Below are 22657 nucleotides of genomic sequence, written 5' to 3'. Positions count from 1 at the left end.
CAATCACCTAAGAGATCAGTTCGACCAGTTCATTCTTATTGATATCTCGCAGTTGACCGTCGAGAATTTGAATATTGCGATGTGCTCGCTGTGCCAGCTCATGATCATGGGTAACCATCAGCAAAGTGGTGCCCTGACGGTTTATCTCCTCCAATAGATCCATCACCTGTCTGGCCATCATAGTGTCCAGATTACCGGTTGGCTCATCGGCGAGTAAAAATCGTGGTTTACCCGCAAGCGCCCGGGCAATTGCAACCCGCTGCTGCTGACCACCACTGAGCTGGGCAGGAAAGTGGCTGGCACGACCGCCCAGGCCCACTAACTCCAGACTTTCCTCGATGCGTTGTTTGCGGGCTTTGGCTGACAGACCCCGGAAAATCAGGGGGACCTCGATGTTGTCATAGAGGTTGAGGTCGCCTATCAGGTTAAACCCCTGGAAAATAAAGCCAATTTTTTCATTGCGAAGCTGAGACAGCTGTTTATCGCCCAGGGTGCTGACGTCTTCTCCATCCAGTTCATAAGTTCCTTGCTCAAAGCTTTCGAGTAATCCGGTGATATTCAGAAAGGTGGTTTTACCTGAGCCTGAAGGGCCCGTAACGGCAATAAACTCACCTTCTTCAACGGTAAAGTTAACGTCTGACAGGGCGTGTGTTTCGACCAGCTCGGTACGGTAGATTTTACTGATATTTTTCATACGTAACATGGGATGTTCCTTTTATTATTATTCGCTGAGGATCACGTGCTGAGATTGCCCGAAAGCTGCCAGACTTGAGATGATGATTGTATCACCAGGTTGCAGCCCCTGGGTAATTTCCACTTCTCGGACACTTTTGACACCCAATGAAATTGGGGTTCTGAGCGCGGAGTTTTGTTCAATTTTGTAGGCAGTGCGGGATGCACCGGTTTCCACAAAGGCACCGCGTTCGACTTTTAATACGTTTTGCTTTTGGGCAATGATGATCTGTGCATTCACTCTTTGGTTCTGACGTAAATTGCCAGGTTGCTCGCTAAAGCGAATACGGCCGCGTACCTGACCTTGTTCAACTTCAGGAGAAATGGCAACTAGCGTTGCGCTGTATTGCTCGTTGTTGATTTGTACGTTAGCGTGCAGACCGATCCCCAGCTCATCCGCCAGGTTTTCCGGAATGTAGGCCTCAACTTCCAGCTCATTGAGGTTAACCAGCGACATTAATGGGGTATCGCGTTGCACATGTTGTTTTTGCTGTACATTCAGCGTGCCGACAATACCGGATAAAGGTGAATGCAGTGTCAGTGCCTCAACCTGACGACGCAGTTCTTCGGTGAGGTGACGCTGACGGGTCAAGTTCAGCTCACTACTTTTTAATTCAAAACTCAGGCGTTCCTGCGCCAGTTGCAGACTCGCGATGGCGTGACGCTCGTTAAGTTCAGCGCGCTTGAGGGCCACCTGGGTCTGTTCCAGTTCTTCCTTTGAGATGATTTGTTTTTCAATACTGGTGCGGGCACGGGCCATTTCACTTTGCGCGGCTTCCAGCTCGACTTTGGCCAGTTCCATTTGCTGGGTGTTGTCCAGCTGCTGTTGTTTTATTGCTATTTTCTGGCGACTTACGTCCATCTCCAGACGTGCCAGTGTCGCTTCTTCCTGAAGGAGTTGGTTACGAAGCTCCGGGCTGTCAATGGTTAGCAGGGCCTGACCTGCTTCAATCTCGTCGCCTGCTTTGACAAACAAAGTGACTGTTCCGGCTGCAATGGCATACAGGGAGGGGCTGTCTGCGGCCATAGTACGGCCTTCAACACGCAGGTCCTGAACCATGTCGCCTCTTACAACGGTAGCGGTACGCAGTGTTTGTAAGGACACCACCTGGTCGGCGCTGAGTAGCTGATCAAAACTGCTGTATGAAGCAGTGGCGGCACTGATGAGTCCGACTGCGGCGGTTGCACCTATCCACCAGCGCGGTAATCTGCGCGTTTGTGGGATTGCTTTATCTTGTTGTTTGGTATCTCGGATCATGCCTGGTACGGCTCCTTGTTTACTCGATTACAAGTACTTATTACAAAATTGGTGCCAAAACTTAACCTATTGAAATTATGGGTTTATTTGTTTTTTGTGTTGCGCGCCGTAACAGCAACGGACGGACAGCGGACAGTACGCGGACAGTGGCTGAGTGTCCGGACAGTATGCCACTCACAGGGGTGCTGGTATCTCAGAATGCACTGGCTTTGCCGATTCGATCCTGTACCATGAAGATTATACTAAGTTGCTGTTAAGTAAGTGGTAATGGAGGTGCGATGATCCGGTTAGATGAGATAACGTTCAGACGTCGAGATGGCGCTGGATATCGGAATGTGCTGGACGGCCTGAGCTGGTCGGTATCGGGGGCTGAGCAGGTTGCGCTCACTGGCGACAGTGGCTCTGGCAAAACGACCTTGCTCAACATACTGGCCGGGTTGCTTAGCCCAGACTCCGGCACAGTACATATAAATGAGCAGGCAATACATACCTATAATGCCAAGCAGCTGGCTTTGTATCGTCGTACGATTGGCATGATCTTTCAGCATTACCAGTTACTTAGTCCGCTTAATGTGGCGGATAACATGGCTTTTCAGGCACGCCTCAACGGCCGCGCCATAAGTCACAAAGAAATTACCATAATGGCAGAGCGCCTGGGGCTGGGTGACAAGCTCGATGTTTATCCTGCGCAGTTAAGCGGGGGCGAGCAACAGCGTGTCGGGATTGCCCGAGCCTTGCTTAATCGGCCCAGCGTACTGCTTGCTGATGAGCCCACGGGGAATCTGGACAGCATGCGCAGTCAGGAAGTACTGGAACTGTTGATGACCTTATGTCAGGAGCAAAGGGTAAATTTGATCATGGTTACCCACAGCCGTGCCCTGGCTGCACAGTTGCCCCGTCAGGTGGCGTTACGCGATGGGCGTTTACATGAGTGAACTGAGACTCATCCTGCTGACTTATGCCCAGTATTATCGGCGCCATAGAGGGCTGCTGGTGTTGTTTTTGATCGGTCTGAGTCTGGGCAGCGCCTTGCTCAGTGCTACACTGGGTTTAAACCAGGAAGCCTCAAAGCGCTATCAAACCAGTACGGCGTTATTAGCGCAGCCAGTAAGTCACTTTATTCGTCCGCCATTGGGAAAAACAGGTTTACCTTTTTCACTCTGGCAACGGCTTTCAGCGGCTGGGTTTGAGCAGGCTCACCCTGTACTGGAGGGGCGCCTCAGAAGTGACGACGACAAGCTGGTCGCCATCCGGGGTATCAACTTATTGCAATGGCAAACGGCTGGTGCTGCAAAGCCGGTATCAGGCGACGCTGCTCAACCTCACAGCGACTCCCCCTTGTTCGACACATTGTTTATGTCACCTGAACTGACGACCAGATTGCAACTTGGAAAGCCTGTATTGCGTTTTGAGGGAGACAGCTATCCGGTCAGCCCATTGGAGGGCACTGGTCACTATGCACTGATGGATATCAGTCTGGCAGACCGATTATTGAAGGCGCAGGGGCAGATCAGCTATTTTGAAGTGACGGGTCTGAATGCGCTTCAGCGACAGCAGCTGGTGGACATGCTTGGCAGTGCCGCACGACTGGAGTCTGCTGAGGCACAAACCTTCGACGCCCTGTCAGGGGCCTTTTTCTTTAACCTACAGGCTCTGGCCTTACTGGGCTATGTGGTGGGCGCATTTTTAAGCCTCAATGCCATCAAACTTGCCTATCAAAGCCGTTTGTCCTTGCAGCAGCAAATGGCCACGCTAGGGTGCCGACAGAGCCAGTTACTTAAGGCGCTGTGTCTGGAAGTTGCGATATTGAGTGTGCTGGCAGCGACATTGGGTAATCTGCTTGGGGTGCTGATGGCCAATGCCATGATGGGTGACATCAGCACGGTATTGAGCAGTTTTTATCAGCTGGATCGGGCTCTGACAGTGCGCTTTGATGCTGTGCTCGTGCTTATCGGTAGTGCGCTGAACTTAATGATACTGGCTGGCTTTGTGGTGTTGCAAACGCGTCTCGCGCAGCAATTGGCGAAATGGCTGACCCTGGCGCTACTATCTCTGGCCTGTGTCGGAGGGGGGTTATTATTGCACCTGGCACAGACCAAGTGGCAAGCCTTGTTACTGTGTGTTTGTGTGTTGCTGGTGTTTTTCGCGTTGACACCGCCACTGGTGCGTCTGGTGTTTCAGGTGCGCTGGCCAACCCAGGCTCCGTTGCTCGGCTGGCTCAGGGCCGATAGTCTGACGCAATTACCAGCGCTGCTGAGTTCGGTGTTAGCCATTTTGATGGCAATGGGCGCAGCGATTGGCATGCAGGTGATGGTGGGCAGTTTCAGCAGCGCATTGGATACCCACTTACAAACCCGCCTGAATGCCGATCTATATGTCAGGCCGGATAATCCGACGGCGCAGATGCGTCAGGCTTTGGCAGATATGCAAGCAGTTAAGCAGGTGGGGATTTACTGGTCGGCACAAAGTGAGGTCAAGGTGACCAATGAGACGGTGCCTGTGACATTGATGAGCTTCGGCGAAGACTATCGTTATCATCAGCATCTGACCTTGCTGAACAGGCAGCCTTTGGAGGCTGTTCATCTCAATCGGAGCAATGATAGCATCCCTTGTCTTGTCAACGAGCCGGGTATGCGCCGCTATGGCCTGATCGTTGGCAGTCAGCTTGAAGTGCAGCAGGGACCGCACTCTTTTCACTGTCAGATCACCGGTGTATTTTATGATTACGGCGAGCCCGGCATGAGCCTGGTAGTCAGTAATTCAGTCATTGCACAGCAGGCATTTTTGTATGAAGCGGTCGGTTTTATGTTAACGCTTCACGAGGGAGTTGACTCAGAGCAACTGGCGGATGTCATTAGCCAGCGTTGGTCACTGACCGGACACCAGTTGATCCACAATCAAGTGTTTAAGCGTTTTGCAAAGCAATTATTTAGTCAAACTTTTCTGGTAACCCATGCACTGAATCTCTGCATTATGTTGATTGCGTTATTTGGCGTTTGGGTGAGCTTTTTAACGCTTGGACGACAGCAGTTGCAGCCGATGGCCGTATTACAAACGTTAGGGGTGACTCAGGGCCAATTATTGGTGCTGAAACTCTCTCAGGCCGGACTTATTCTCGGTCTGACCTTGTTACTGGCGGTGCCGCTGGGGATCTTGTTGGGCTGGGTATTATTAGCCTATGTGATGCCCATCGCTTTTGGCTGGAGCATGGCAATGGTACTTAGCTGGAGCGATATTTGGGGGTTCTGCGCTGTGGTGCTGTTGTTGGCGTTAGTGGTCAGTGCGATCCCTTTATTAACACTGATCAGGCGCAATGTGGCCGATAATGTCGCACAGTTATAAGGAGCCCACTATGCATTGCATCAAATTACATTGGCTTTTATTCCTGCTGATGGTAACGGGGTGTCAGCCTGCTGCGCCTGAAACAGACAATAACAATGCGGCGATGGTGGTGCTCGGTCAGACGCTGGGCACACCCGTGGATGCCGCTCAGACACTGACGTTTCCGCGCGACCACGGTGCCCATCCAGAACAAGGAGTGGAGTGGTGGTATGTTACTGGCAACTTGACGGCACAAGACGGCGTTCAGTTTGGGGTGCAATGGACGTTGTTTCGGATCCGCGATCCGGGGTTTTCGGCCTTTCAGTCTTCTCCCTGGTGGGATGGACAGCTTTACTTTGCCCATTTTGCTATACAAAACGGTCAGACACATCATGCGTTTGAGCGCTATGGCAGAGCCGGGCAGGTTGACGTACAGGCCAATCCTTTTATCGCCCGTTTGGGTGATTGGCAGCTGGCCAGTCAAGAGACGTCGTTTTTACCTTTACGATTGCAAAGTAAGGAGGCCGATTTTGGCCTGGATATTACGCTGGCAAGCAGCCCACTGGTCTTGCATGGCAAGCAGGGGTACAGTCAGAAAACTCAGCAAGGTCATGCTTCCTTTTACTACAGTTATCCCTTTTTACAAGTGACAGGCACGCTGACCTATGCAGGCAGATCACATGAAGTCTCTGGCCGGGCCTGGTTAGACAGGGAATGGTCATCAGGTCTGATTGATAGTCAGCACGGTGGCTGGGATTGGTTCAGTTTACAAGGCGAGAACCCCGGGCAAGGTGCTTTGATGGCATTTTGTACTCGAGATGCAACACAAGCCTATGCCTATTGCAGTGCCTCAGAGATATCTCCATCTGGCAAGGTTACGGTCTACCCGCACGAGCAGGTCAGTTTAACAGTACTTAACAGGGCGCAAACTCGCAATGTAACGCATCCGATAAGCTGGCAGTTGCAGGTACCAGGCAAAGAAGCAGTGATCATTGATGTATTGCAGCGCGATTCTTTTAATCGCCTGAGTGTACCTTACTGGGAGGGGCGGATACGCAGCCGCGGTGGATTTGTTGCAACGGGTTATGGTGAATTGTTTGGCTATTGAACAATACGTCCTCGCCTTGGCCTCGGCGCATAAAAGTTGAGTAGGTGGGCAATCTTGTGCTCAGGGCTGTGATGATAAAGAGATACAGGTTCAGTATTTCATTCACACAGCCCTTGCCACGCCAGTGCATCTAATCAGTACTTAATTATTTGGCCTGGCGGGGTTAGAGGTTATTCCCGGTCGTACAGGGGCAGGGCAACACCTGAGACGTCAGGAAATTCTAGCACCGCGATAGGGGTAAAGTCGCTTTCCGCGAGGAAAAACGTTGTAAGACTGGCACGGGAGTGGATGGTAAACTCTCCCACAAATGGCATCATCCAGCCACTGTCGCTCGATAATACGCCGCTTAATTGAGGCACTTTGCCAAAATCAGGTAGCAGATAGTCTGGGAGTACGTTGTCGCCGACAGAATGTAGTGGCAGGTTGACCCCGATCTGGCGCGTGTAGGAGACATCCAGCATAGCTTTTCCGGTATATTGGTTTGCCAGAGTCAATGTATGTTGGTGTGGCGTGATATCTATCGACACATCCGCTGCTTGCTTGGGGTAACCCCAGATTTCGCGACCTGCTTTGATTGCAATGGGGTTGTCCAGCATCAGGTGCTGGTTGTAAAGGGCATAGTTATGTGGTTTTCCGGCCGCTTGTTGCTCTGCGTTTGCTGCTGCCAATGCAGCCAGCACTTTACCGGTGAAATCCAGCTGTGCACTGGCAAGGGTCATATCTCCCGGACAGGGCAAAACCGGGTCTGCGCTGCCACGGCGTTTAACATAAAAGCTTGATATCGTCTCGTTATACGCACCGGCAGGGCTGCTGGTAATTTTTTGTGTATACAGTGCACCTATGCCTTTTGAGGCTGCTCCTTCACAATGCAGGCGGACAGGTTCCCATTGCCAGTTCCACAAAAAGAACTGTGCAACATTGGCATCTATTAAGCCAACGACGGCACTGGTGGCTTCACCCTTAACATGAAAAGGCATGCTAACAGCGGTGCCATCAGACAGATAAGTGGTGCTGGTTACCGGATAGGTTTCGCTAAGATCAGTGGCATAGCCGGTATTGCTCAATACCAGCATGGCACTGAGCAGGAGGGGTTTCATATTCATATTTGGTCCTTTTTTAGCTAGGGTTTTCCTTGCATGGAAACTGCTGATGCGCATTGCTTTAATTGTTAGGGCGCAAAAGCGGGACTAGGCTAACATGCTTTGGTGAAAAGTAAATGGAAGAGGTGAGTTAAAGGAGAGCACTGTACAAAATGTATAAGAGTGTAAACCAACTATTCTTTCTTTATTTGCAATATTGTACACTACGCGACCATTTACATGGACAGGCAGAGCATAGCCATTTGTTGTGTCACTATTTAGCGTAATCCGGCTCGCTCCTGAGTCGATAAAAAGTAGGTATTTATGATCCCTTTTGTGGTGTTGATCACCGTGTTGGTGTGTTTTGTCGGCTATGGCCTTTGGCCGCTAGCCACTTCTGTATTGGGGTACCTGATATCTGAGCAGGCGTCGGAAGCCATGATCCTGATGCTGTTCTGGCTAACTATGGTTTTTATCCAGTTTGTGGCGATATGGCATATAGCAAAGAAAAAGCCCAGCGGACGTAAGTTCTTTTTTTATACCGTATGGATTTGTGTCTTTGTGCAGGGGGCCGACTTGCTGCTTGCAGCCGATGAAGAGGTACCTCTGTGGGCGTTGGCGGATTTGTTTATCTATCCCGCGTTAGCGATGTGGGTGTTGTACGCCAGTGACGCAAAACAGTATTTTGAACAGTAAAACCTAATACACAGAGTAATAGTATGAGTAAATGTGGTAAATGTGACAGTGATATTTCTTTTATGTCGGTATTGAATACCCCGAATCCATTCAAGTTAAAATGCGGTAGCTGCAAAGCACCGATTGCACTGAGTCTGGTGAGTGCGGGACTTGTTGCGGGTATCTTGCTGGCAGTGATCAGTGCCATTTTGTGGTACTTTTACGGATCAGAAGGTTACTGGGTCAAGGTGGTGTTACCGACTGTCCTGGCTGCAGAAGGCCTTTACTTTGCGGCCATACGTTTAGGGTTGGTGAAAGTCAAACCAGAACAAGCAGAGTAAACAACGGGAGCCAGTGGCTCCCGTCCTATTTCGACCTTAGCTCAATTCAATCTTATAAGTCGGAACAGCATGAAGATGTTTGCTCAGGCGTCCGAGTATCAGCCACCAGGCAAACAAGGCCGCCAGCATCAGGACTATCCACATCATTGCCGACGCTCCAGCCGTACCAAGTTGTCCGATTTGATAAACCAGTGTCGCCAGTATGTAGGCAATGGAGGTTGTCCAGCCGATGACGACCCACATCCACACACTGCCCGATTCACGCTTAATGGCCCCCAATACCGCCACGCACGGGGTATACAGTAAGATCAGTACCAGATAGGCAAATGCACCGAGCTGGCCATTGAATTGAGCAGCCATGGCACTGAGCAACTTGTTTCCTGCGTCGCCGCCTTCTTCAACGGCACTCAGGCCCAGCGGATCGCCGAGGTTATTGAGTAAATCAACGGAATTATCCCACAAGGTCATGACCGCTTCACTTGTAGCATCTTTGAGAGACCACTCACCGGTTTGTTCCTGTGCGCCCACATACAAGGCATCCATTGTGCCCACAATGGCCTCTTTGGCGAACAGGCCCGTGACTATCCCAACCGTTGCTGGCCAGTTATCTTCTGCGATACCCAGCGGTGCGAACACAGGTGTTACAACCTGCGCGGCTTTAGACAGTAAAGATGCCTCGCTGTTTTCATGCCCAAAGCTGCCATCTGTGCCGATGGAATTGATCATGCTTAGCAGAGTAACCACAAACACGATGGTTTTCCCGGCACGGGTGATAAAGCTACGTAAACGCTGCCAGGTGGTCATAACCAGGTTACGCCAGACGGGCAGATGATAGGCTGGCATTTCGACAAAAGAGGGGACTTTTTCTTGTTTAAACACGCGTTTTCTGAACAGGTAACCGGTACCCACAGCCACTAAAATGCCAAACACATACAAGGCAAATACGATGTTGGCACCGTTCACCGGGAAAAAGGCCGCAGCAAATAAGGCGTACACGGTTAATCGTGCGCCACAGGACATAAAGGGCGCCATGATGACCGTGAGCAGGCGATCCGACTCCCGGCTCATGGTGCGGGCACTCATGACCGCTGGGACGTTACAGCCGAAACCTACAATCAGAGGGACAAATGCGTTGCCGGGCAATCCGATGGAGGACATCAGGCGGTCGATCACAAAGGCGGCACGTGATAGATAACCACTGTCTTCAAGGATCGACAAACAAAAATACAAGACGGCGATAACAGGAATAAAGGTCGCAACCAGCTGTAAGCCTGCCCCAAAGCCGTCCCCTAACAGGACGCCCAACCATTGGGGGGCACCGAGATTGGCCAGCAGCAGCTTAGTCCCGTCAATAAAAATAGCGCCGACCAGAATGTCAAAGAAATCAATAAAGACGGCCCCGAAGTTGATCGCTACCGTAAACATCAGGTACATCATAAACAGGAAAATCGGCACCCCTAGCCAGCGGTTTAGCACCAGTTTATCAAGCGAGGTGGTGAAGTCAGAGCGTGTTTTCGACATGATACTGACGCCATTGCTGAGCGTTTTGACGTTTTGAAAGCGCTTAACGGTGTCTTCATTGCTGAGATCAGGCCCCGGAGTTTGTTGAATGCGCTTTTGCGAGGGCTTGCCTTTGAAGTGCTCACTCAATGCTTCTGTTAGTTGAGCGAGCCCCTGACCAGTCGAGCCGACCATGGCGATGACAGGTACACCAAGACGCTGTGCTAACAGGCCCAGATCCAGCTCCTTGCCTTGCTGGTGTGCCACATCGGTCATGTTGGCAACCACGATAAGAGGGGTACCTGTTTCCTGCATTTGTGTCGTCAGAACCAGGTTGCGTTCGAGGTTAGCACAGTCGATCACGTTGATGATCAGATCGGCATCCTGAGCGCGAATATAGTCAATGGCAATTTGTTCATCCTGACCCGGTTCAATTTGGGCCATGCTGTACAGGCCCGGTAAATCAATTAACTCAACTTGCTGACCTGGTAAACTTAGCTCGCCACTTTTGCGCTCTACAGTGACGCCGGGCCAGTTGCCGACTTTTTGTCTGGCACCCGTAAGGCGGTTAAACAGTGTGGTTTTACCACAGTTGGGGTTGCCAACGAGGGCGATTCTCACGTTATCTTACTCCTTGAAATTAGCGGCTTAGCTGGATAAAACGCGCATCAGTTTTACGGATACTGATATAGGTATTGCCAACCTGAGTCTGAATGGGACAGCCCAGCGGCGCGACATTTAAGACCGTGATCACTTCTCCGGGGATCAGGCCCAGTGCCATTATGCGGCTGATCAGGGCTGCATCAGGGTGAACAATGCCTGCAATAATCGCTGTATCGTTTGGTTGTAAATCTGCAAGTGTCATAGAGGGTAATGCAAACCTAGATAGGAATTATTTATTATTAGGTTTGCATGGTACCGCAACTTAAATGTCATAAACAAGCGAGTGCGGCAAAAGACATGCGTTATTTCTTAGATTGATAAATCTATATATTTTATATGGTTACGTGTATTAAGTGAATGTCACCAGAGTGTTGGAGGGCACTTCATACTCTTTGCACATTGTTTGCCATCTGTTTGCACATTGTCTCGCTAGGCTGATGATCACAGGCCTAACAGCAATGGAGAGAGACAATGGGATCAACGAGCACAATAAAACAACCCGGCGCACTGAATATACTGACCGTGATTATCACTGCCACGCTGCTTGGTGCATGCGGATCAGGAGGTTCAGAGACGACTATGGGCACCAGTCAGAATACTCAATCAACCGCGGTCGATGAGACAAACTCCAGTCAGTCAAATGCGCATGCTGATACGGCTTCGGACAATTCGGACAATTCGGACTCAGATACAGACAACGCCGACGGCGACACGGGCTCGACAGCAGGTGAGGGGGATACAGCGCCTGATCCTGGGGATGAGGATGATTCGGATACAGAGCCTGACGATGATGAGGGCGGCAGTGAGGAAACACCGGATAGCCCGGACCAAAATGACACGCTGGCTGGCTGGATCCTTAACTCAGATGGTGCTACTGCCGCCATTATGCTGGATGAGGCTGGGCAGCTTGCTCAGGTCAATGTACAGGCGGTGAGTGCGCTGGAGCAATCCGGGCAACAGTATACGGTGGTGACTGCATCAGGCATGCCGGATTATCAGGTGGTGGTCGATGAAGAAATGCTGTCAAGCTTATCCTCCCGGCCCAGAGCTGCATCAGATTTTGCCACAGGTTCGCCGCAAGTCGCGATTGGTGATGTGGTCGAGTTCGGCCAGGATATTGGCTATAACAGCAACAGCAGCTGTGCACTGGATGCCGGCCAGGGTTACTGGCCGCCCGGACCGGTCTGTCCAGAAGTGATGGATAGAACCGGTACGTTTCCCAATCAGCCCACACAGAATACAGACGCTTGTGAAACGGGGTTAGGGACGGTCGGCTTCTGGGTTAACGGGACCTCAGTATATAACTGGGGTGATGGTCAGAGTTACAACAACGAAAGGATATGGCAAACGTTGGCACCGGTTGCTGAGCAATATGACGTGGATGTGTGTGGCGGCCATGCTGCACAAGGTGACTATCATCACCATTATTATTCTTCGTGTCTGGCTGAGATGGTTGGTGATACAGGTTCAGGACACTCTCCTGTTTATGGATATGCCGCAGATGGTTACGCCATATATGGTCCCTGGGAATCGCAAGGGGAGTTGGCTATCAGTAGCTGGGAAGTTCGCGATTATCGCGCCAGTGCGCCGACCGGGTGTAGCGATGGTGCACGAAGCTGTGTGCTGAATGACCAATATGATGTCAGTCAGGGAACACGCAATGTTTCCAGTGGGCCAGGCTTTGACACTGTGGTACGCACCTTATCACGTAATGAGCTGGTTGCCGAAAATGGCTACTTCAAAGAAGACTTTTACTGGAACAGCACACTGACTGAACAGGGCGGCAATTATCTTGATCAGTACAATGGTCATTATGATGAGCATCGGGGTTATCACTATCATGTGACTGCCCGGGATGATAACGGCAAGCTCATTCCTACATTTCCATACACCATAGGTGACAGGTTTGCTGGTGAATTACAAAGTAACGCACTGACCAGTTGTGGTGGCATAAGGCCTGGTGGTCCGGGTCGTGAATAGGAGTAATATAATGAAAATAATAGCGATATTAATTGCTGCGAATATGTTTTTCATCACTATGACGGCCCAGGCTGACAAAGCCATTCACCAGCACAAAAGCCTGGAGATCAAGCAACAAAGCCTGTTGCCTCGGGTTGCGCTGACCCTGGTACGGGATGAAACCGACGGTCTCAACCTGACAATTGACATTGCCAACTATGTGCTGAATTCGCCCGCCGTTGTGGAGAGTGCACAACAGCGCCTGACAGGTCATGCCCATTTGTTCATTAATGGTGAGAAAAAAATGCGTGTTTATGGCCAATATGTGCATCTGCCTGCCAGCTGGTTTAAGGCTGGTGTCAACCAGATTGCGGTATCGTTAAACAGCCATCAACATGAGAACTGGACCTGGAAAGGTAATACCGTGATGGGGTCGGTGTTTGTCGACCTGGCTGAGCCTCAACTGGTATTGCATCAGTTTTCTTCTCAGCCGTTGCTTAGTCACCATCACCATTGATACCGGACGCTGGCCACATTATTGTGGCCAGCGTTTAAAAGGTTTCTTTGAGTAAGTTAAGCATGTCCTCAACCGACAGCTTGTTGGCCTGTTCGTTGCCAGCCAGTAATTGGTCAGCCAAATCTCGCTTGTGTTGGTGTAGTGCGACGATTTTTTCTTCTATGGTGTTCTTGGCAATCAGTCGATAAATGGTCACCGGGCGCTGCTGGCCCATTCGGTGGGCCCTATCTGATGCCTGTGCTTCAACTGCCGGGTTCCACCACGGATCCATATGGATCACATAGTCTGCTGCGGTGAGGTTCAAACCTGATCCACCGGCTTTGAGACTGATCAAAAACACTTCGCCATTGCCATGCTGAAAGGCGTTAACACGTTCTTGACGTTGTGCAGCAGGGGTACTGCCATCCAGGTACTGATATGGCACGTTACTTTGCTCAAGGAGATTTTTAATAATCTGTAAGTGGCCCACAAATTGGCTGAAGATCAGTGCTTTATGATTGTTTTGCCGTAATTCATTAAGTAGCTCACTGAGTGCTTCCAGCTTGCTGCTTGGCAATGTGCTTTCAGCCATGACCAATTGCGGGTGGCAGCAGGCCTGACGTAACTTGGTGAGCTCCGCCAGCATTCTGATGCGTTGCTCTGCCGCTGAACTGGTACTGGAAGATTCCATGATTTGGTCAATGGCATGCTGTCGCAGTGCTTCATAAAAAGTCATCTCGTCCTCACTGAGCGAAACGGTGAGGTTGATTTCCGTTTTCTCTGGCAGTTCGGTGAGAACCTGGCTTTTCAGGCGACGCAGAATAAAGGGTTTCACCAGTTGTTTGAGGCTTTGACGTGCTTTATGAGCCGCCAGCTTGTCTTGCTCAGCATTTTCCATCGGCTGAGCAAAGCGGGCATTAAAGCGTTTCAGGTTGCCTAGTAAACCCGGGTTGACGAAACGGAACAGCGACCACAATTCGGTCAGATTGTTTTCTATTGGTGTGCCCGTGGTGATCATTTTAAACTCGCCTTTAAGTGCACAGGCGGCCACGGTGCGCTTAGCCAGCGGGTTTTTAAGCGCTTGCGCTTCATCGGCGATAATGGTGTGCCAGTGTTTTGTTTTTAGCAGCTCAGCCTGGCGTTGCAGCAGGCCATAACTGATCACCACACAATCAAACGGGCCAGCTTGAGTTAATAGCTGTTCGCGCTCTTGCGCACTGCTGTGATCGCTGAACAAGGTCATGGTTAATGCCGGTGCAAATTTGCTCGCTTCCTGCTGCCAGTTAAAGCACACAGAGGTCGGTGCGATGATAAGCGTAGGCCCTTCACTGGCACGTGCTAAGATCACAGCCAGCGCCTGTAGAGTTTTTCCCAGCCCCATGTCATCAGCCAGGCAAGCGCCGCCGCCCCAGTGGGCTAGTCGCATTGCCCAGTCAAACCCCGCGAGCTGATAATCGCGTAATTGCGCCTGTAAGGTCGCCGGCACAGTGAGTGTTAGCGCATTAGCCTGGTACATTTTTTTGCTTTGCTCTTCCCAGGCAGGCAAGGTTTTCATACGCATGCCCGTTGTTGCTTCTGCGACTTGACCACTGGCAAGCGGGTGAAACTGGCCCTGATCGGTTACCGTATCAAGCTGGGCGAGTTGATTACGTAAGTCTTGTGACAGTGCCAGAATTTGTTCACCGTCGAGGCTGACAAAGCGGCCATGGCTGGTGGCCATCAGGCTCAGCAACTTTTTCAACTCTACAACTTGTGTATCATCGACCTGAAGTTCACCCGTGACGTCAAACCACTGATTTTGCTTGCTCATCGCCAGAGCCAGATGCTGGGACTCAAGGGGTTTGCTGAGACGGAATTTCTTCCCACGTGGCCAGCGCAGCCTTAAGGTGAAGCCCGGTATATTGGATGCAACACACCTTTCAATTTGCTCAAGCGCCTCAAGCGCCATTTCCAGGTCGTCTAGTTGCAAACGGTTATCAGACATCGCCAAAAATGCCGGACAGTGTTCATCCAGTAACTCCAGCAAGCGCTGTTCTTGTGCTAGATCACGTTGAGTGGCCACCCGCTGATGCTCAATTTCTGTCGTCAGATTGGGGCTGCCAATGCCCGGGTGCAACATGGGGCCCTTATCGCCAAAGGGCATACTCACACAGTGAAACTCAAGGCCACTCTGATAGGGAGTGATGTTGATGACCAGTTCATTATCAGGTTTGACTGTGGTCAACCCGGTTTCAAGGCCGTCCAGGTCGGACTGTATATTCAGCAGTGGCGCGATGGCAGTAATACTCTCAAGCAGTTTGGGCTTGGCGGCTTTGGGCACGACAAGACCACTTTCCCCAATGATCTCTGCAACCTGCAAATGCTGACGCTTGAACAGGGTAAACCCATAGCAATAGTCCTGAAGCGGGAAAAAGGCGTACTCACTCTGCCCTGCACGCTCTTCGAGTTGCAAGCGGTAGTCTATGCCTTGTGGCAGGTTGGGTATCGACATCATTAGCTCATCGCCGTTGTCACGGATCTGAAGTTCGGCCGGATATTCTGTCAGTTCTATTTCGCGACTGAAATCATCGCCCAGGTAGAGGTTATGAGCACCAGATGCGGCACTCAGGGCGTTTGCTCCTTCCAGTTCAAAGGTGCGTCCACCATAATAGCCGTGGTTTTCATACACCCGAATAGCAGCAATAATTTCTTTATCTTTATCGCTTAGGTAATCAAAGCGCTCACGCTCATCGACCAAACGCTTCAGGGCCACATTGCGACCTTTACTCCAACCTTGTTTACCCAGTTTTTGTTCTCTGGGCTTGAGTGTGAGTTCAAATCGAGATTGCTCAAGTTGCCAGACAAGCCGGTGGGTTTGCGACGATTTATCTGCATTGGATGGTGGCGTGGATGCCAGGCTTTGCAGTTTTTCCAGTGCCAGCTCCCAGTCACTTTTTTGTTCTACCAGTTTGGCAAAGTTAACCACCAGGCGCTGTGGCAGTGGTGGCACAGGGGCTTGATGGAGCACCAGCAGATCGGCGCCCATACAGGCAAACAAAGGTTGCTGTATTGCACTGAAGGTATTGCAGGCCTCACTAAGACGAGTTAATTGTTGGGCCTGTAACTGGCCCCCGGTCCAGTGCGTAGCCAGAGCAGTCAGTATTTGCAGCAGTGCATAGTCGTAGGGCTTCGCTTTACCAAATGCTTCATACTCTTGATATTGATTAACGAATGTCTGGCCACCACTGAGGCACTCTGCAAGATATTCAACCAGGCTCAAAAGGACATAATTTAACCCAGGCGCTTTTTTGTCAGCGGACTCTGCCTGCACCAGTTGACGCACTGATTTAAACAGTTGAGGCTGTCCCTGACTGGCCTGCACCAGCGTCGTCAATTTATGAAACAAGCCGGGCAGGCCACCCAGATATTGCTGCTTACGCCGGGCAAGTTTGTTTTTAGCGACCATTGCCTGTTCAAATAATGCATAAGCGCTTTGCTGTTCGCCGGCGCACATGGCAACCATGGCACGTAACTGCAGTGCATAGCAGCTGCTATCATTGCCCAGTACGGCGACACTCTGATCCAGTTGCGTCCGATAAAGATATTGTTCGGCCAGTAAACAATGCAGCGTTTGGTTATTCGGCTGACGTTCGCAGAGCTGTTTAATAAGCTGAAATGCGGCAAAATTGTTCTGACAGTCAATTTTTAAACTGTGGATTAACGTCGAGCATGCCTGATACAGCAAATGCGGTGGCAGTTCAGCCAGATGATCAACGTCTGCCGGAAAGAATAGGGTATTGACCAGTACCTGATTGGTGTGGTGGTCAAGGTGTTGCGGATTTTTATGAAATGACAGTAAGGCGATGGCTTTATCGTATTGGCCCAGGATAAGCAAATCGCGGATAAAGCGTTGTTCATCAGAGAAATCGCGTTCCCACTCATATAAATTGACCACAGGCACGACTTGTTCGGCACAATTAAGTGTGCTGATAAAACGATCCTGACGAAGCGCATTGTGGCACAGTGAAATCTCAATCAGCGGCTGAACCCGGAGGCCTTTTTGGTTACTGATTAATAGTCCGGCTTCGACCAGCGCGGTTCTCTGTTCGGGCAGCATACCCTGACTGAGCGCGGGGATGTCGTGGATCTGAGTTTCAACCAGCAATTTCAGCAAGCGTTTTAATCTACTTATCGCAACCGGCTTGCCGATTAGTGCCAGTACTTCCAGCATGATCTGTTGTTCAGCGGGCAGCTGTGCGTAGCGTGTCAGGAGTTCGGTGATGTGTGTCTGGCTGAAAGGCGTAAAGTGCATGCTGATAGACCGTTTCGGGCCTTGCTCCGCGAATTATTATTGATTGCGGAGCAAAGTAGCAGAAGCGCGGTGTGTGCTCAAGTCAAACTATTCTGTTGGCAGGGTGTAATACAGCTGTGAGCTGGTATTATCCGGCTCAGACGGGCAGCGCACAAAGCCAGCTTTTTTCAGTACATTGATAGAAGCCGGGTTGTCTGCTGCAACGCCCGCATTGAGTGCTACACTGGGCTGAACTGTGCGCAGATGCGCGACTAAGCCCTGCAGCAGCTCACTGGCATAGCCTTGTCCCCAGTGTGTTTCGCCTATCAGGTAGCCAAGCTGAACCGTATTTTCGGCTGCATACAGCATAACCAGGCCCAGAATGTGTGTCTGCTTGTCCTGTACCAGTAGCAGCTCACAGCGTGTTAGTTTGTCCGATATCCAGTCGGTTAGTTGGTCAGCAGTGTGCGGACACTGTTGCCAGTCATCGGGCAAAAAATGCAGTGTGCCTGGTGTCAGTAAATCGAGTAGCTGTTGTACGTGTGCAGTGTTGAGAGCCGGTGTTGCAGGCATTATTTCTAATCTTGCCGTACTGAACTTATGCATTGTCATGGGTGTGTTCCTGTGATGATTTTGCCTGTGTTTCAGACAAGCCAGTTTTAAATGCCATGGTTAATTCGTGACCCTTGATGGCCGGTAATGCAAGCGCCTTTAGTGCCTGGCTGCCAACCATGATCAACAGGGCGGTAGCCAGGGCATCGAGACTCATGCTGAGCACTGTGCCAATTGCGCCGAATGTGGCTGTCAGAGACGACAGTTCAGGTAAAGTATAGATACCTGTAAGCTGTTGCAGTAGCAGGGCTATCCAGAACCCAAAACAGTATGGGCAGCGCCATGCCGTGTATAAATAGGCGAGGGGGGCCGGTAAACGTGCCACTAAAGTGTTAAACCAGGTGCCCCAGTCGGGTAATTTTTCCCATAACAGTACGTGGATCGATAACCCCATTAAAACGAGTGAAAAAGTCATAGGTCTCTCCTGTAAATCGGTGTATTGTTTTGTCGATGTCTATTATTCTCAATAAAGCCGTATCGCGTTATTGTCTGCTTTTTGATTTAATCGGCTTATTTTAAGATTGTGGGTGAAATAGAATGACCAATCATGTTGCCGCATGTGGCCAGATGAAAGTAGCGACACTGGAACAGGAGCCTCACGGCACGCACAGCGAAAGTGTGTTGAGCTTTATTCGTTCAGGCTCGCTGGATATGTTACATGGCGAGACGTTTACAGCCACACAGGGCATGTTTGTGTTGGTACCCGGCGGCATGCCTCATACCTTGTTGTCCGGGTCTGACTTGCATGTGCACTGGATGAGTTTTTGCCCGGATTGTCTTGGGCTCACGCCCGAATCCAGCTTGTTGCAACCCTTTCAGCAGGTACGCTTAGGTGCGTTACCCGCATTGGCGCTATCTGGGGAGCGCGTCGATTTTGTGCAGACTTTGTATCAGGAGTTTGAAGCCGCATTGCAACATGCTTTGCCGCTCGACGTGATGAAGAGCTTTGTTTTCTTGCTGTTGCATGAGGTGTCACTGGCACAACAGCCGGTGAGCTGGCGCGCAGGTATGCACCCTAAAGTTGTCGCGGCACTTTCCTACATTGAGAGTCAGGGCTTAAAGCCGGTTTCTTTGCAGGATGTGGCGAGTGCGGTATTTGTTAGTGCCCCTTATCTGGCGACTTTGTTTAAACGCGAAACTGGCTACTCCGTAGGGCAGTGGCTCACCAAAAAACGCCTGGGTGAGGCCTGTAATCGTTTGCTGCACACACATACACCGATTGCAGCGTTAGTTGAAGAGCTGGGTTGGTCAGATACAACGCACTTTATCCGTCAGTTTAAAGCGGCTTATGGCGTTACGCCTGCGCTGTGGCGCAGACAGCATAGTCAGGCGGCAGAAAGTCGTTAATAATCTGTGCTACCTGAGTCGTTAAATTCAGGGATGCTTGGCGCGTTAAATCACTGATCTGAAGTCCCTAATCCCTTTCTCAGGTTAAAGGGACATGGTAAGTTAGTCGTATAATGTTAACGGGTATTTATTTGCGTGCCTGCTATAATTGCAATCAAGACCGAAAAAATCCGGTCTATGTCGAGCCGAAGAATCACTGTAATAGGTAATATACTTTGTTTAAGGAAATTGAAGACCTGAGCGAGAGTCTGGTGCTGATTGTTGAAGACTCCATGCTGACACAAAAAGTCATCTCTTGCTTTTTAGAGGGGATTTGTTCGGTCCATATGGTGACATCCGGAGAAAAAGCCATCGAGTTTTGCCGTGCAACCCCACCGGATCTGATCCTGATGGATTGGGTACTGGAGGGGATGTCTGGGGTGGAGGCTTGTAAACAGTTGCAGGAAATGGAAGGTCTGTCTGATATCCCTATCATTTTTGTGACCTCCAACATCAGCGAGCAACAGCAGGATTTGTGCTGGGATGCGGGCGCGGTTGACTTTATTCCTAAACCTATCGTGGCGAAGACCCTGATGAACAGGGTTAAAACTCACCTCAAATACAAACAGCAAGCGGATACGCTCAAGCGCTACTCATACTACGACGGGCTGACAAAAGTGTTCAATCGGCGCTTTTTTGATATGGAAGGAGCGCGTCAGTTTAAGCAGAGTATTCGCCAGCAACATACCTGCTCTGTGGTGATGCTGGATATCGATCACTTCAAGAAGTTTAATGACCGTTATGGTCATCTTAATGGGGATGATGCTCTTAAAGCTGTTGCCAGTGCCATAGATGGCCAGATACGCAGACCTATGGATGGGGTATATCGCTATGGTGGCGAGGAATTTGCAATTTTATTGCCAGACACAGAGCCTGATGGGGCGAAGCAGCTGGCTAACCAGTTTGTTGATGCAGTAAAAGCATTGGCCATTGTGCATGAAGACTCGGAATTTGGTGTGGTTACCATCAGTGCGGGTGTTGTAAGCAATGATGGCGGTGAGCATTACCAGGATTTGGCTCAGCTAATTGCGGCGGCAGATGAAGCTTTATACAACGCAAAGCATCAGGGTCGTAATCAAGCATGTGTGGCAGAAAAAAAGGGCGCTTAGGCCCTTTTTAATCATTCCACCCGAAGGTTGCTTAACCTGCCATGTTATATAGCAATGCCGAGACGGCTAAAATACCAACCAGCAGAATAAAGTAGGTGCCAACATGATGGCGGTACTTTTGTAGTGCCGGTACTTTGAAAATGGCGATGGTTGGCATGATAAACAGGATCATGGCAATGATCGGCCCAGAAATGGCACCCATCATATCCAGAATACTCGGGTTCATCACAGCACACACCCAGATTGCGATAAACATCAGGCCCACACCCAGTTTATCAATCAAGCCTGCCGACAGAGATGACTGCTTGCTGAGCAGACCATTGAAGCTCTCGCGTGCGCCCAGAAAGTGCCCAAGGAAAGAAGATGTAATGGCAATGAAGGCGACCAGCGGACCCAGCATGGCAATAAATGGATTGTCGTACACATTAGCAAGGTAAGACAGTACAGAAACGTTGGCCTCTTTGGCTTCGAGCATTTGCTCCGGGCTGAGAGACAGCACACATGAAAATACAAATAACAGCACAAAAACGATCAGCATTAGCGAGGTATTGCGCAAAATTGCCTCAGCTTTATGTGTCGCACGGTCAGCATAATGGCGGCGTTGAGCATTGGCAAAGCTGGAGATAGCGGCAGCGTGGCTAAATGAAAAGACAATAATTGGCACGGATAGCCACAGTGTCTCACTCAGACCTGCCATATCCGGCGTTGCCACAACTGGTGCTTGCCAGTGTGGGATTAAATATAGTGACAGCATCAGCAAGATCCCAACTAGCGGGTAAACCAGCAGCGCGAACGCACGCAGTAGTAACTTTTCTCCACCCATCATAATTGCAATCATGCCTGCAACCAGCAGCCCGGAAAGGAGTACCCGAGGTGGGGCGGTCATGTCTAACTGGTTAACCATGAAGCTGTCCACGGTATTGGTGAGGCCTACACCATAAATCAACAGAATAGGGAAGATCGAAAAGAAGTACAGTAAGGAAATTAAGCGGCCTGCGGTGGCACCAAAATGCTCTTCAACGACATCGGTAAAGTCACTGTCACTGTGTTTAGAGGACAACACAAAACGTGCCAGCCCTCGATGAGCCAGGTAGGTCATTGGAAAGGCCAATACAGCCATAATCACCAGAGGCCAGAACCCGCCAATACCGATATTGATGGGCAGAAACAAAATACCGGCGCCCACAGCGGTACCAAACAGGCTAAGCACCCAATTGGTATCGTGTTGTGTCCAGCGTCCCCGACTGCTGTGGGTAGTCTCTGTGGCAAATGCCTCTGTAGAGAGCCCTTCAGGGGTATTACTCATACTTGTTGTCCTATGATTAGAATTATATGCGCGCGGATAATATAAAAAATGTGGCACATATGCATGCTTTCGTCGGTAATCAATGTAAAAGTGAATGAATATTCGACAGTGCTGGGTGTATTTTAATCATTTAACCAAGTGGATTGTAGAAATTTCATTGTGACGTTTGACTTTGTGACTTTAAAAGGTACGATTGAGCTCAGAAAATAAGCTAGTATCATATCAAAGAACATAGTATTTTAGTCTCTATATCATGCCCGGTCTTCGTAAATTGACATGCGTCGTGTCGTGAAGCTGACAGGGTAAGCAAGGTAATATCACGTTATGGAAATAATTAATCTTGACCCGCATCACCCGGAAGTGTCGCAGTTACTGAGAGACATCGATGAGCTGATGAATACACTCTACCCACCGAGCAGTAATCAGCTGATCCCGGCGGATGAGCTGGCTGCGTCTGACGTCTATTTTGTTGGTGCCCGCACTGAATCTGTGTTGATGGGGTGTGGTGCCCTGGTGCCAAAAACGGATGAGGCAGACAGCCTGACACCTTACGCCGAGCTAAAGCGGGTTTATGTACAACCACCGTATAGGGGCCTGGGTGTGTCGAGACACATTATGCAAACTTTAATTGATCATGCACGTCAGGTTGGCTTCAGTGTATTACGGCTGGAAACAGGGATCCGGCAAACTGAAGCAATTGGGTTGTATACGTCTTTGGGGTTTGTGCAGCGAGAAGCATTTGGCAACTACGAGCCCGACCCTTTGAGTGTCTATATGGAATTGGCGCTGTCATAAAGAGGTCATATCTTTGCGGGCGATACTTGGCATTTTTGTTATAATCC

General features: G+C 50.2%; 19 protein-coding genes. 10 read left to right on the top strand and 9 right to left on the bottom strand.

The annotated features are described in order from the left end of the window. Window positions 1-7: 7 nt before the first annotated feature. Window positions 8-703: an ABC transporter ATP-binding protein gene (locus IY568_RS02495; RefSeq protein ID WP_010385947.1), complete on the bottom strand. Its 696-nt coding sequence runs from the start codon at window positions 701-703 to the stop codon at window positions 8-10. An 18-nt stretch (window positions 704-721) separates the two neighbouring features. Continuing rightward, a complete protein-coding gene (locus IY568_RS02490; RefSeq protein WP_125563251.1) occupies window positions 722-1990 on the bottom strand; it encodes an efflux RND transporter periplasmic adaptor subunit in 1269 nt (422 codons plus the stop codon). Window positions 1991-2268: 278 nt separating this feature from the next. Here IY568_RS02490 and IY568_RS02485 point away from each other — a divergent pair, with 278 nt between their 5' ends. From IY568_RS02485 to IY568_RS02475, 3 genes are read left to right on the top strand one after another with little or no spacing between them, the layout of a single operon-like run. After that, a complete protein-coding gene (locus IY568_RS02485; protein WP_138537873.1) occupies window positions 2269-2925 on the top strand; it encodes an ABC transporter ATP-binding protein in 657 nt (218 codons plus the stop codon). Then, on the top strand, window positions 2918-5332 hold the full coding sequence (locus tag IY568_RS02480; RefSeq protein WP_194866703.1) for an ABC transporter permease: 2415 nt from the start codon (window positions 2918-2920) through the stop codon (window positions 5330-5332). Before IY568_RS02485 ends, IY568_RS02480 begins: the two co-directional genes overlap by 8 nt. Window positions 5333-5342: 10 nt before the next feature. After that, window positions 5343-6419, top strand: coding sequence for a lipocalin-like domain-containing protein (locus IY568_RS02475; protein WP_194866702.1), 1077 nt, complete (start codon window positions 5343-5345; stop codon window positions 6417-6419). A gap of 170 nt (window positions 6420-6589) precedes the next feature. Here the strand turns inward: IY568_RS02475 and IY568_RS02470 are convergent, their stop codons facing one another. After that, entirely contained in the window at window positions 6590-7522 is a 933-nt protein-coding gene (locus tag IY568_RS02470) for an acetoacetate decarboxylase family protein (protein ID WP_125563242.1), read from the bottom strand. A 300-nt stretch (window positions 7523-7822) separates the two neighbouring features. Here IY568_RS02470 and IY568_RS02465 point away from each other — a divergent pair, with 300 nt between their 5' ends. Together IY568_RS02465 and IY568_RS02460 are read left to right on the top strand one after the other, a co-directional pair. After that, a complete protein-coding gene (locus IY568_RS02465) occupies window positions 7823-8194 on the top strand; it encodes a hypothetical protein (RefSeq protein WP_194866701.1) in 372 nt (123 codons plus the stop codon). A gap of 23 nt (window positions 8195-8217) precedes the next feature. After that, window positions 8218-8514 (top strand): hypothetical protein, encoded by a 297-nt coding sequence (locus IY568_RS02460; protein WP_125563238.1) that lies wholly within the window; start codon window positions 8218-8220, stop codon window positions 8512-8514. A gap of 36 nt (window positions 8515-8550) precedes the next feature. On the opposite strand, the gene feoB is transcribed toward IY568_RS02460, so the two are convergent. Further along, a complete protein-coding gene (gene feoB, locus IY568_RS02455) occupies window positions 8551-10635 on the bottom strand; it encodes a ferrous iron transport protein B (RefSeq protein WP_194866700.1) in 2085 nt (694 codons plus the stop codon). 19 nt (window positions 10636-10654) lie between these two features. Continuing rightward, a complete protein-coding gene (locus IY568_RS02450; RefSeq protein ID WP_125563233.1) occupies window positions 10655-10879 on the bottom strand; it encodes a FeoA family protein in 225 nt (74 codons plus the stop codon). Between the two features lie 269 nt (window positions 10880-11148). On the opposite strand from IY568_RS02450, the gene IY568_RS02445 reads away from it, so the two are divergent. Together IY568_RS02445 and IY568_RS02440 are read left to right on the top strand one after the other, a co-directional pair. Next, window positions 11149-12657 (top strand): YHYH protein, encoded by a 1509-nt coding sequence (locus tag IY568_RS02445; protein ID WP_194866699.1) that lies wholly within the window; start codon window positions 11149-11151, stop codon window positions 12655-12657. A gap of 10 nt (window positions 12658-12667) precedes the next feature. Then, window positions 12668-13153, top strand: a complete 486-nt coding sequence (locus tag IY568_RS02440) for a hypothetical protein (protein WP_125563229.1) — start codon at window positions 12668-12670, stop codon at window positions 13151-13153. A 34-nt stretch (window positions 13154-13187) separates the two neighbouring features. Here IY568_RS02440 and IY568_RS02435 read toward each other — a convergent pair whose 3' ends face one another. From IY568_RS02435 to IY568_RS02425, 3 genes are all read right to left on the bottom strand, one after another. Then, window positions 13188-17423 (bottom strand): DEAD/DEAH box helicase, encoded by a 4236-nt coding sequence (locus IY568_RS02435; RefSeq protein ID WP_194866698.1) that lies wholly within the window; start codon window positions 17421-17423, stop codon window positions 13188-13190. A gap of 87 nt (window positions 17424-17510) precedes the next feature. Then, window positions 17511-18014: a GNAT family N-acetyltransferase gene (locus IY568_RS02430; RefSeq protein WP_194866697.1), complete on the bottom strand. Its 504-nt coding sequence runs from the start codon at window positions 18012-18014 to the stop codon at window positions 17511-17513. Then, window positions 18001-18429, bottom strand: a complete 429-nt coding sequence (locus IY568_RS02425; protein ID WP_194866696.1) for a hypothetical protein — start codon at window positions 18427-18429, stop codon at window positions 18001-18003. Before IY568_RS02425 ends, IY568_RS02430 begins: the two co-directional genes overlap by 14 nt. Window positions 18430-18551: 122 nt before the next feature. Here IY568_RS02425 and IY568_RS02420 point away from each other — a divergent pair, with 122 nt between their 5' ends. Both IY568_RS02420 and IY568_RS02415 read left to right on the top strand, forming a co-directional pair. After that, the gene (locus IY568_RS02420) at window positions 18552-19361 is read left to right on the top strand and encodes a helix-turn-helix domain-containing protein (protein ID WP_194866695.1); all 810 of its coding nucleotides are present in this window, start codon (window positions 18552-18554) and stop codon (window positions 19359-19361) included. 215 nt (window positions 19362-19576) lie between these two features. After that, the gene (locus IY568_RS02415; protein WP_194866694.1) at window positions 19577-20509 is read left to right on the top strand and encodes a diguanylate cyclase; all 933 of its coding nucleotides are present in this window, start codon (window positions 19577-19579) and stop codon (window positions 20507-20509) included. Window positions 20510-20540: 31 nt separating this feature from the next. Here IY568_RS02415 and IY568_RS02410 read toward each other — a convergent pair whose 3' ends face one another. Next, the gene (locus IY568_RS02410) at window positions 20541-21815 is read right to left on the bottom strand and encodes an aromatic amino acid transport family protein (protein ID WP_194866693.1); all 1275 of its coding nucleotides are present in this window, start codon (window positions 21813-21815) and stop codon (window positions 20541-20543) included. 324 nt (window positions 21816-22139) lie between these two features. Here IY568_RS02410 and IY568_RS02405 point away from each other — a divergent pair, with 324 nt between their 5' ends. Beyond that, window positions 22140-22610, top strand: coding sequence for a GNAT family N-acetyltransferase (locus IY568_RS02405; protein ID WP_194866692.1), 471 nt, complete (start codon window positions 22140-22142; stop codon window positions 22608-22610). Window positions 22611-22657 lie beyond the last annotated feature (47 nt).

Origin of the sequence: Pseudoalteromonas sp. PPB1, from assembly GCF_015356275.1 — a bacterium.
Classification (GTDB): Bacteria; Pseudomonadota; Gammaproteobacteria; order Enterobacterales; family Alteromonadaceae; genus Pseudoalteromonas; species Pseudoalteromonas rubra_D.
This window is presented reverse-complemented; position numbering and strand designations above follow the sequence as displayed.

Excerpts from the sequence above, each read along its gene's own strand:
- IY568_RS02460 (WP_125563238.1), top strand. The coding sequence starts at position 8,218 with ATGAGTAAATGTGGTAAATGTGACAGTGATATTTCTTTTATGTCGGTA.
- IY568_RS02435 (WP_194866698.1), bottom strand. The coding sequence starts at position 17,423 with ATGCACTTTACGCCTTTCAGCCAGACACACATCACCGAACTCCTGACA.
- IY568_RS02430 (WP_194866697.1), bottom strand. The coding sequence starts at position 18,014 with ATGACAATGCATAAGTTCAGTACGGCAAGATTAGAAATAATGCCTGCA.
- IY568_RS02420 (WP_194866695.1), top strand. The coding sequence starts at position 18,552 with ATGACCAATCATGTTGCCGCATGTGGCCAGATGAAAGTAGCGACACTG.
- IY568_RS02440 (WP_125563229.1), top strand. The coding sequence starts at position 12,668 with ATGAAAATAATAGCGATATTAATTGCTGCGAATATGTTTTTCATCACT.
- IY568_RS02445 (WP_194866699.1), top strand. The coding sequence starts at position 11,149 with ATGGGATCAACGAGCACAATAAAACAACCCGGCGCACTGAATATACTG.
- IY568_RS02450 (WP_125563233.1), bottom strand. The coding sequence starts at position 10,879 with ATGACACTTGCAGATTTACAACCAAACGATACAGCGATTATTGCAGGC.
- IY568_RS02465 (WP_194866701.1), top strand. The coding sequence starts at position 7,823 with ATGATCCCTTTTGTGGTGTTGATCACCGTGTTGGTGTGTTTTGTCGGC.
- IY568_RS02470 (WP_125563242.1), bottom strand. The coding sequence starts at position 7,522 with ATGAATATGAAACCCCTCCTGCTCAGTGCCATGCTGGTATTGAGCAAT.
- IY568_RS02495 (WP_010385947.1), bottom strand. The coding sequence starts at position 703 with ATGTTACGTATGAAAAATATCAGTAAAATCTACCGTACCGAGCTGGTC.
- IY568_RS02485 (WP_138537873.1), top strand. The coding sequence starts at position 2,269 with ATGATCCGGTTAGATGAGATAACGTTCAGACGTCGAGATGGCGCTGGA.
- IY568_RS02410 (WP_194866693.1), bottom strand. The coding sequence starts at position 21,815 with ATGAGTAATACCCCTGAAGGGCTCTCTACAGAGGCATTTGCCACAGAG.
- IY568_RS02475 (WP_194866702.1), top strand. The coding sequence starts at position 5,343 with ATGCATTGCATCAAATTACATTGGCTTTTATTCCTGCTGATGGTAACG.
- IY568_RS02480 (WP_194866703.1), top strand. The coding sequence starts at position 2,918 with ATGAGTGAACTGAGACTCATCCTGCTGACTTATGCCCAGTATTATCGG.
- IY568_RS02425 (WP_194866696.1), bottom strand. The coding sequence starts at position 18,429 with ATGACTTTTTCACTCGTTTTAATGGGGTTATCGATCCACGTACTGTTA.
- IY568_RS02405 (WP_194866692.1), top strand. The coding sequence starts at position 22,140 with ATGGAAATAATTAATCTTGACCCGCATCACCCGGAAGTGTCGCAGTTA.
- IY568_RS02490 (WP_125563251.1), bottom strand. The coding sequence starts at position 1,990 with ATGATCCGAGATACCAAACAACAAGATAAAGCAATCCCACAAACGCGC.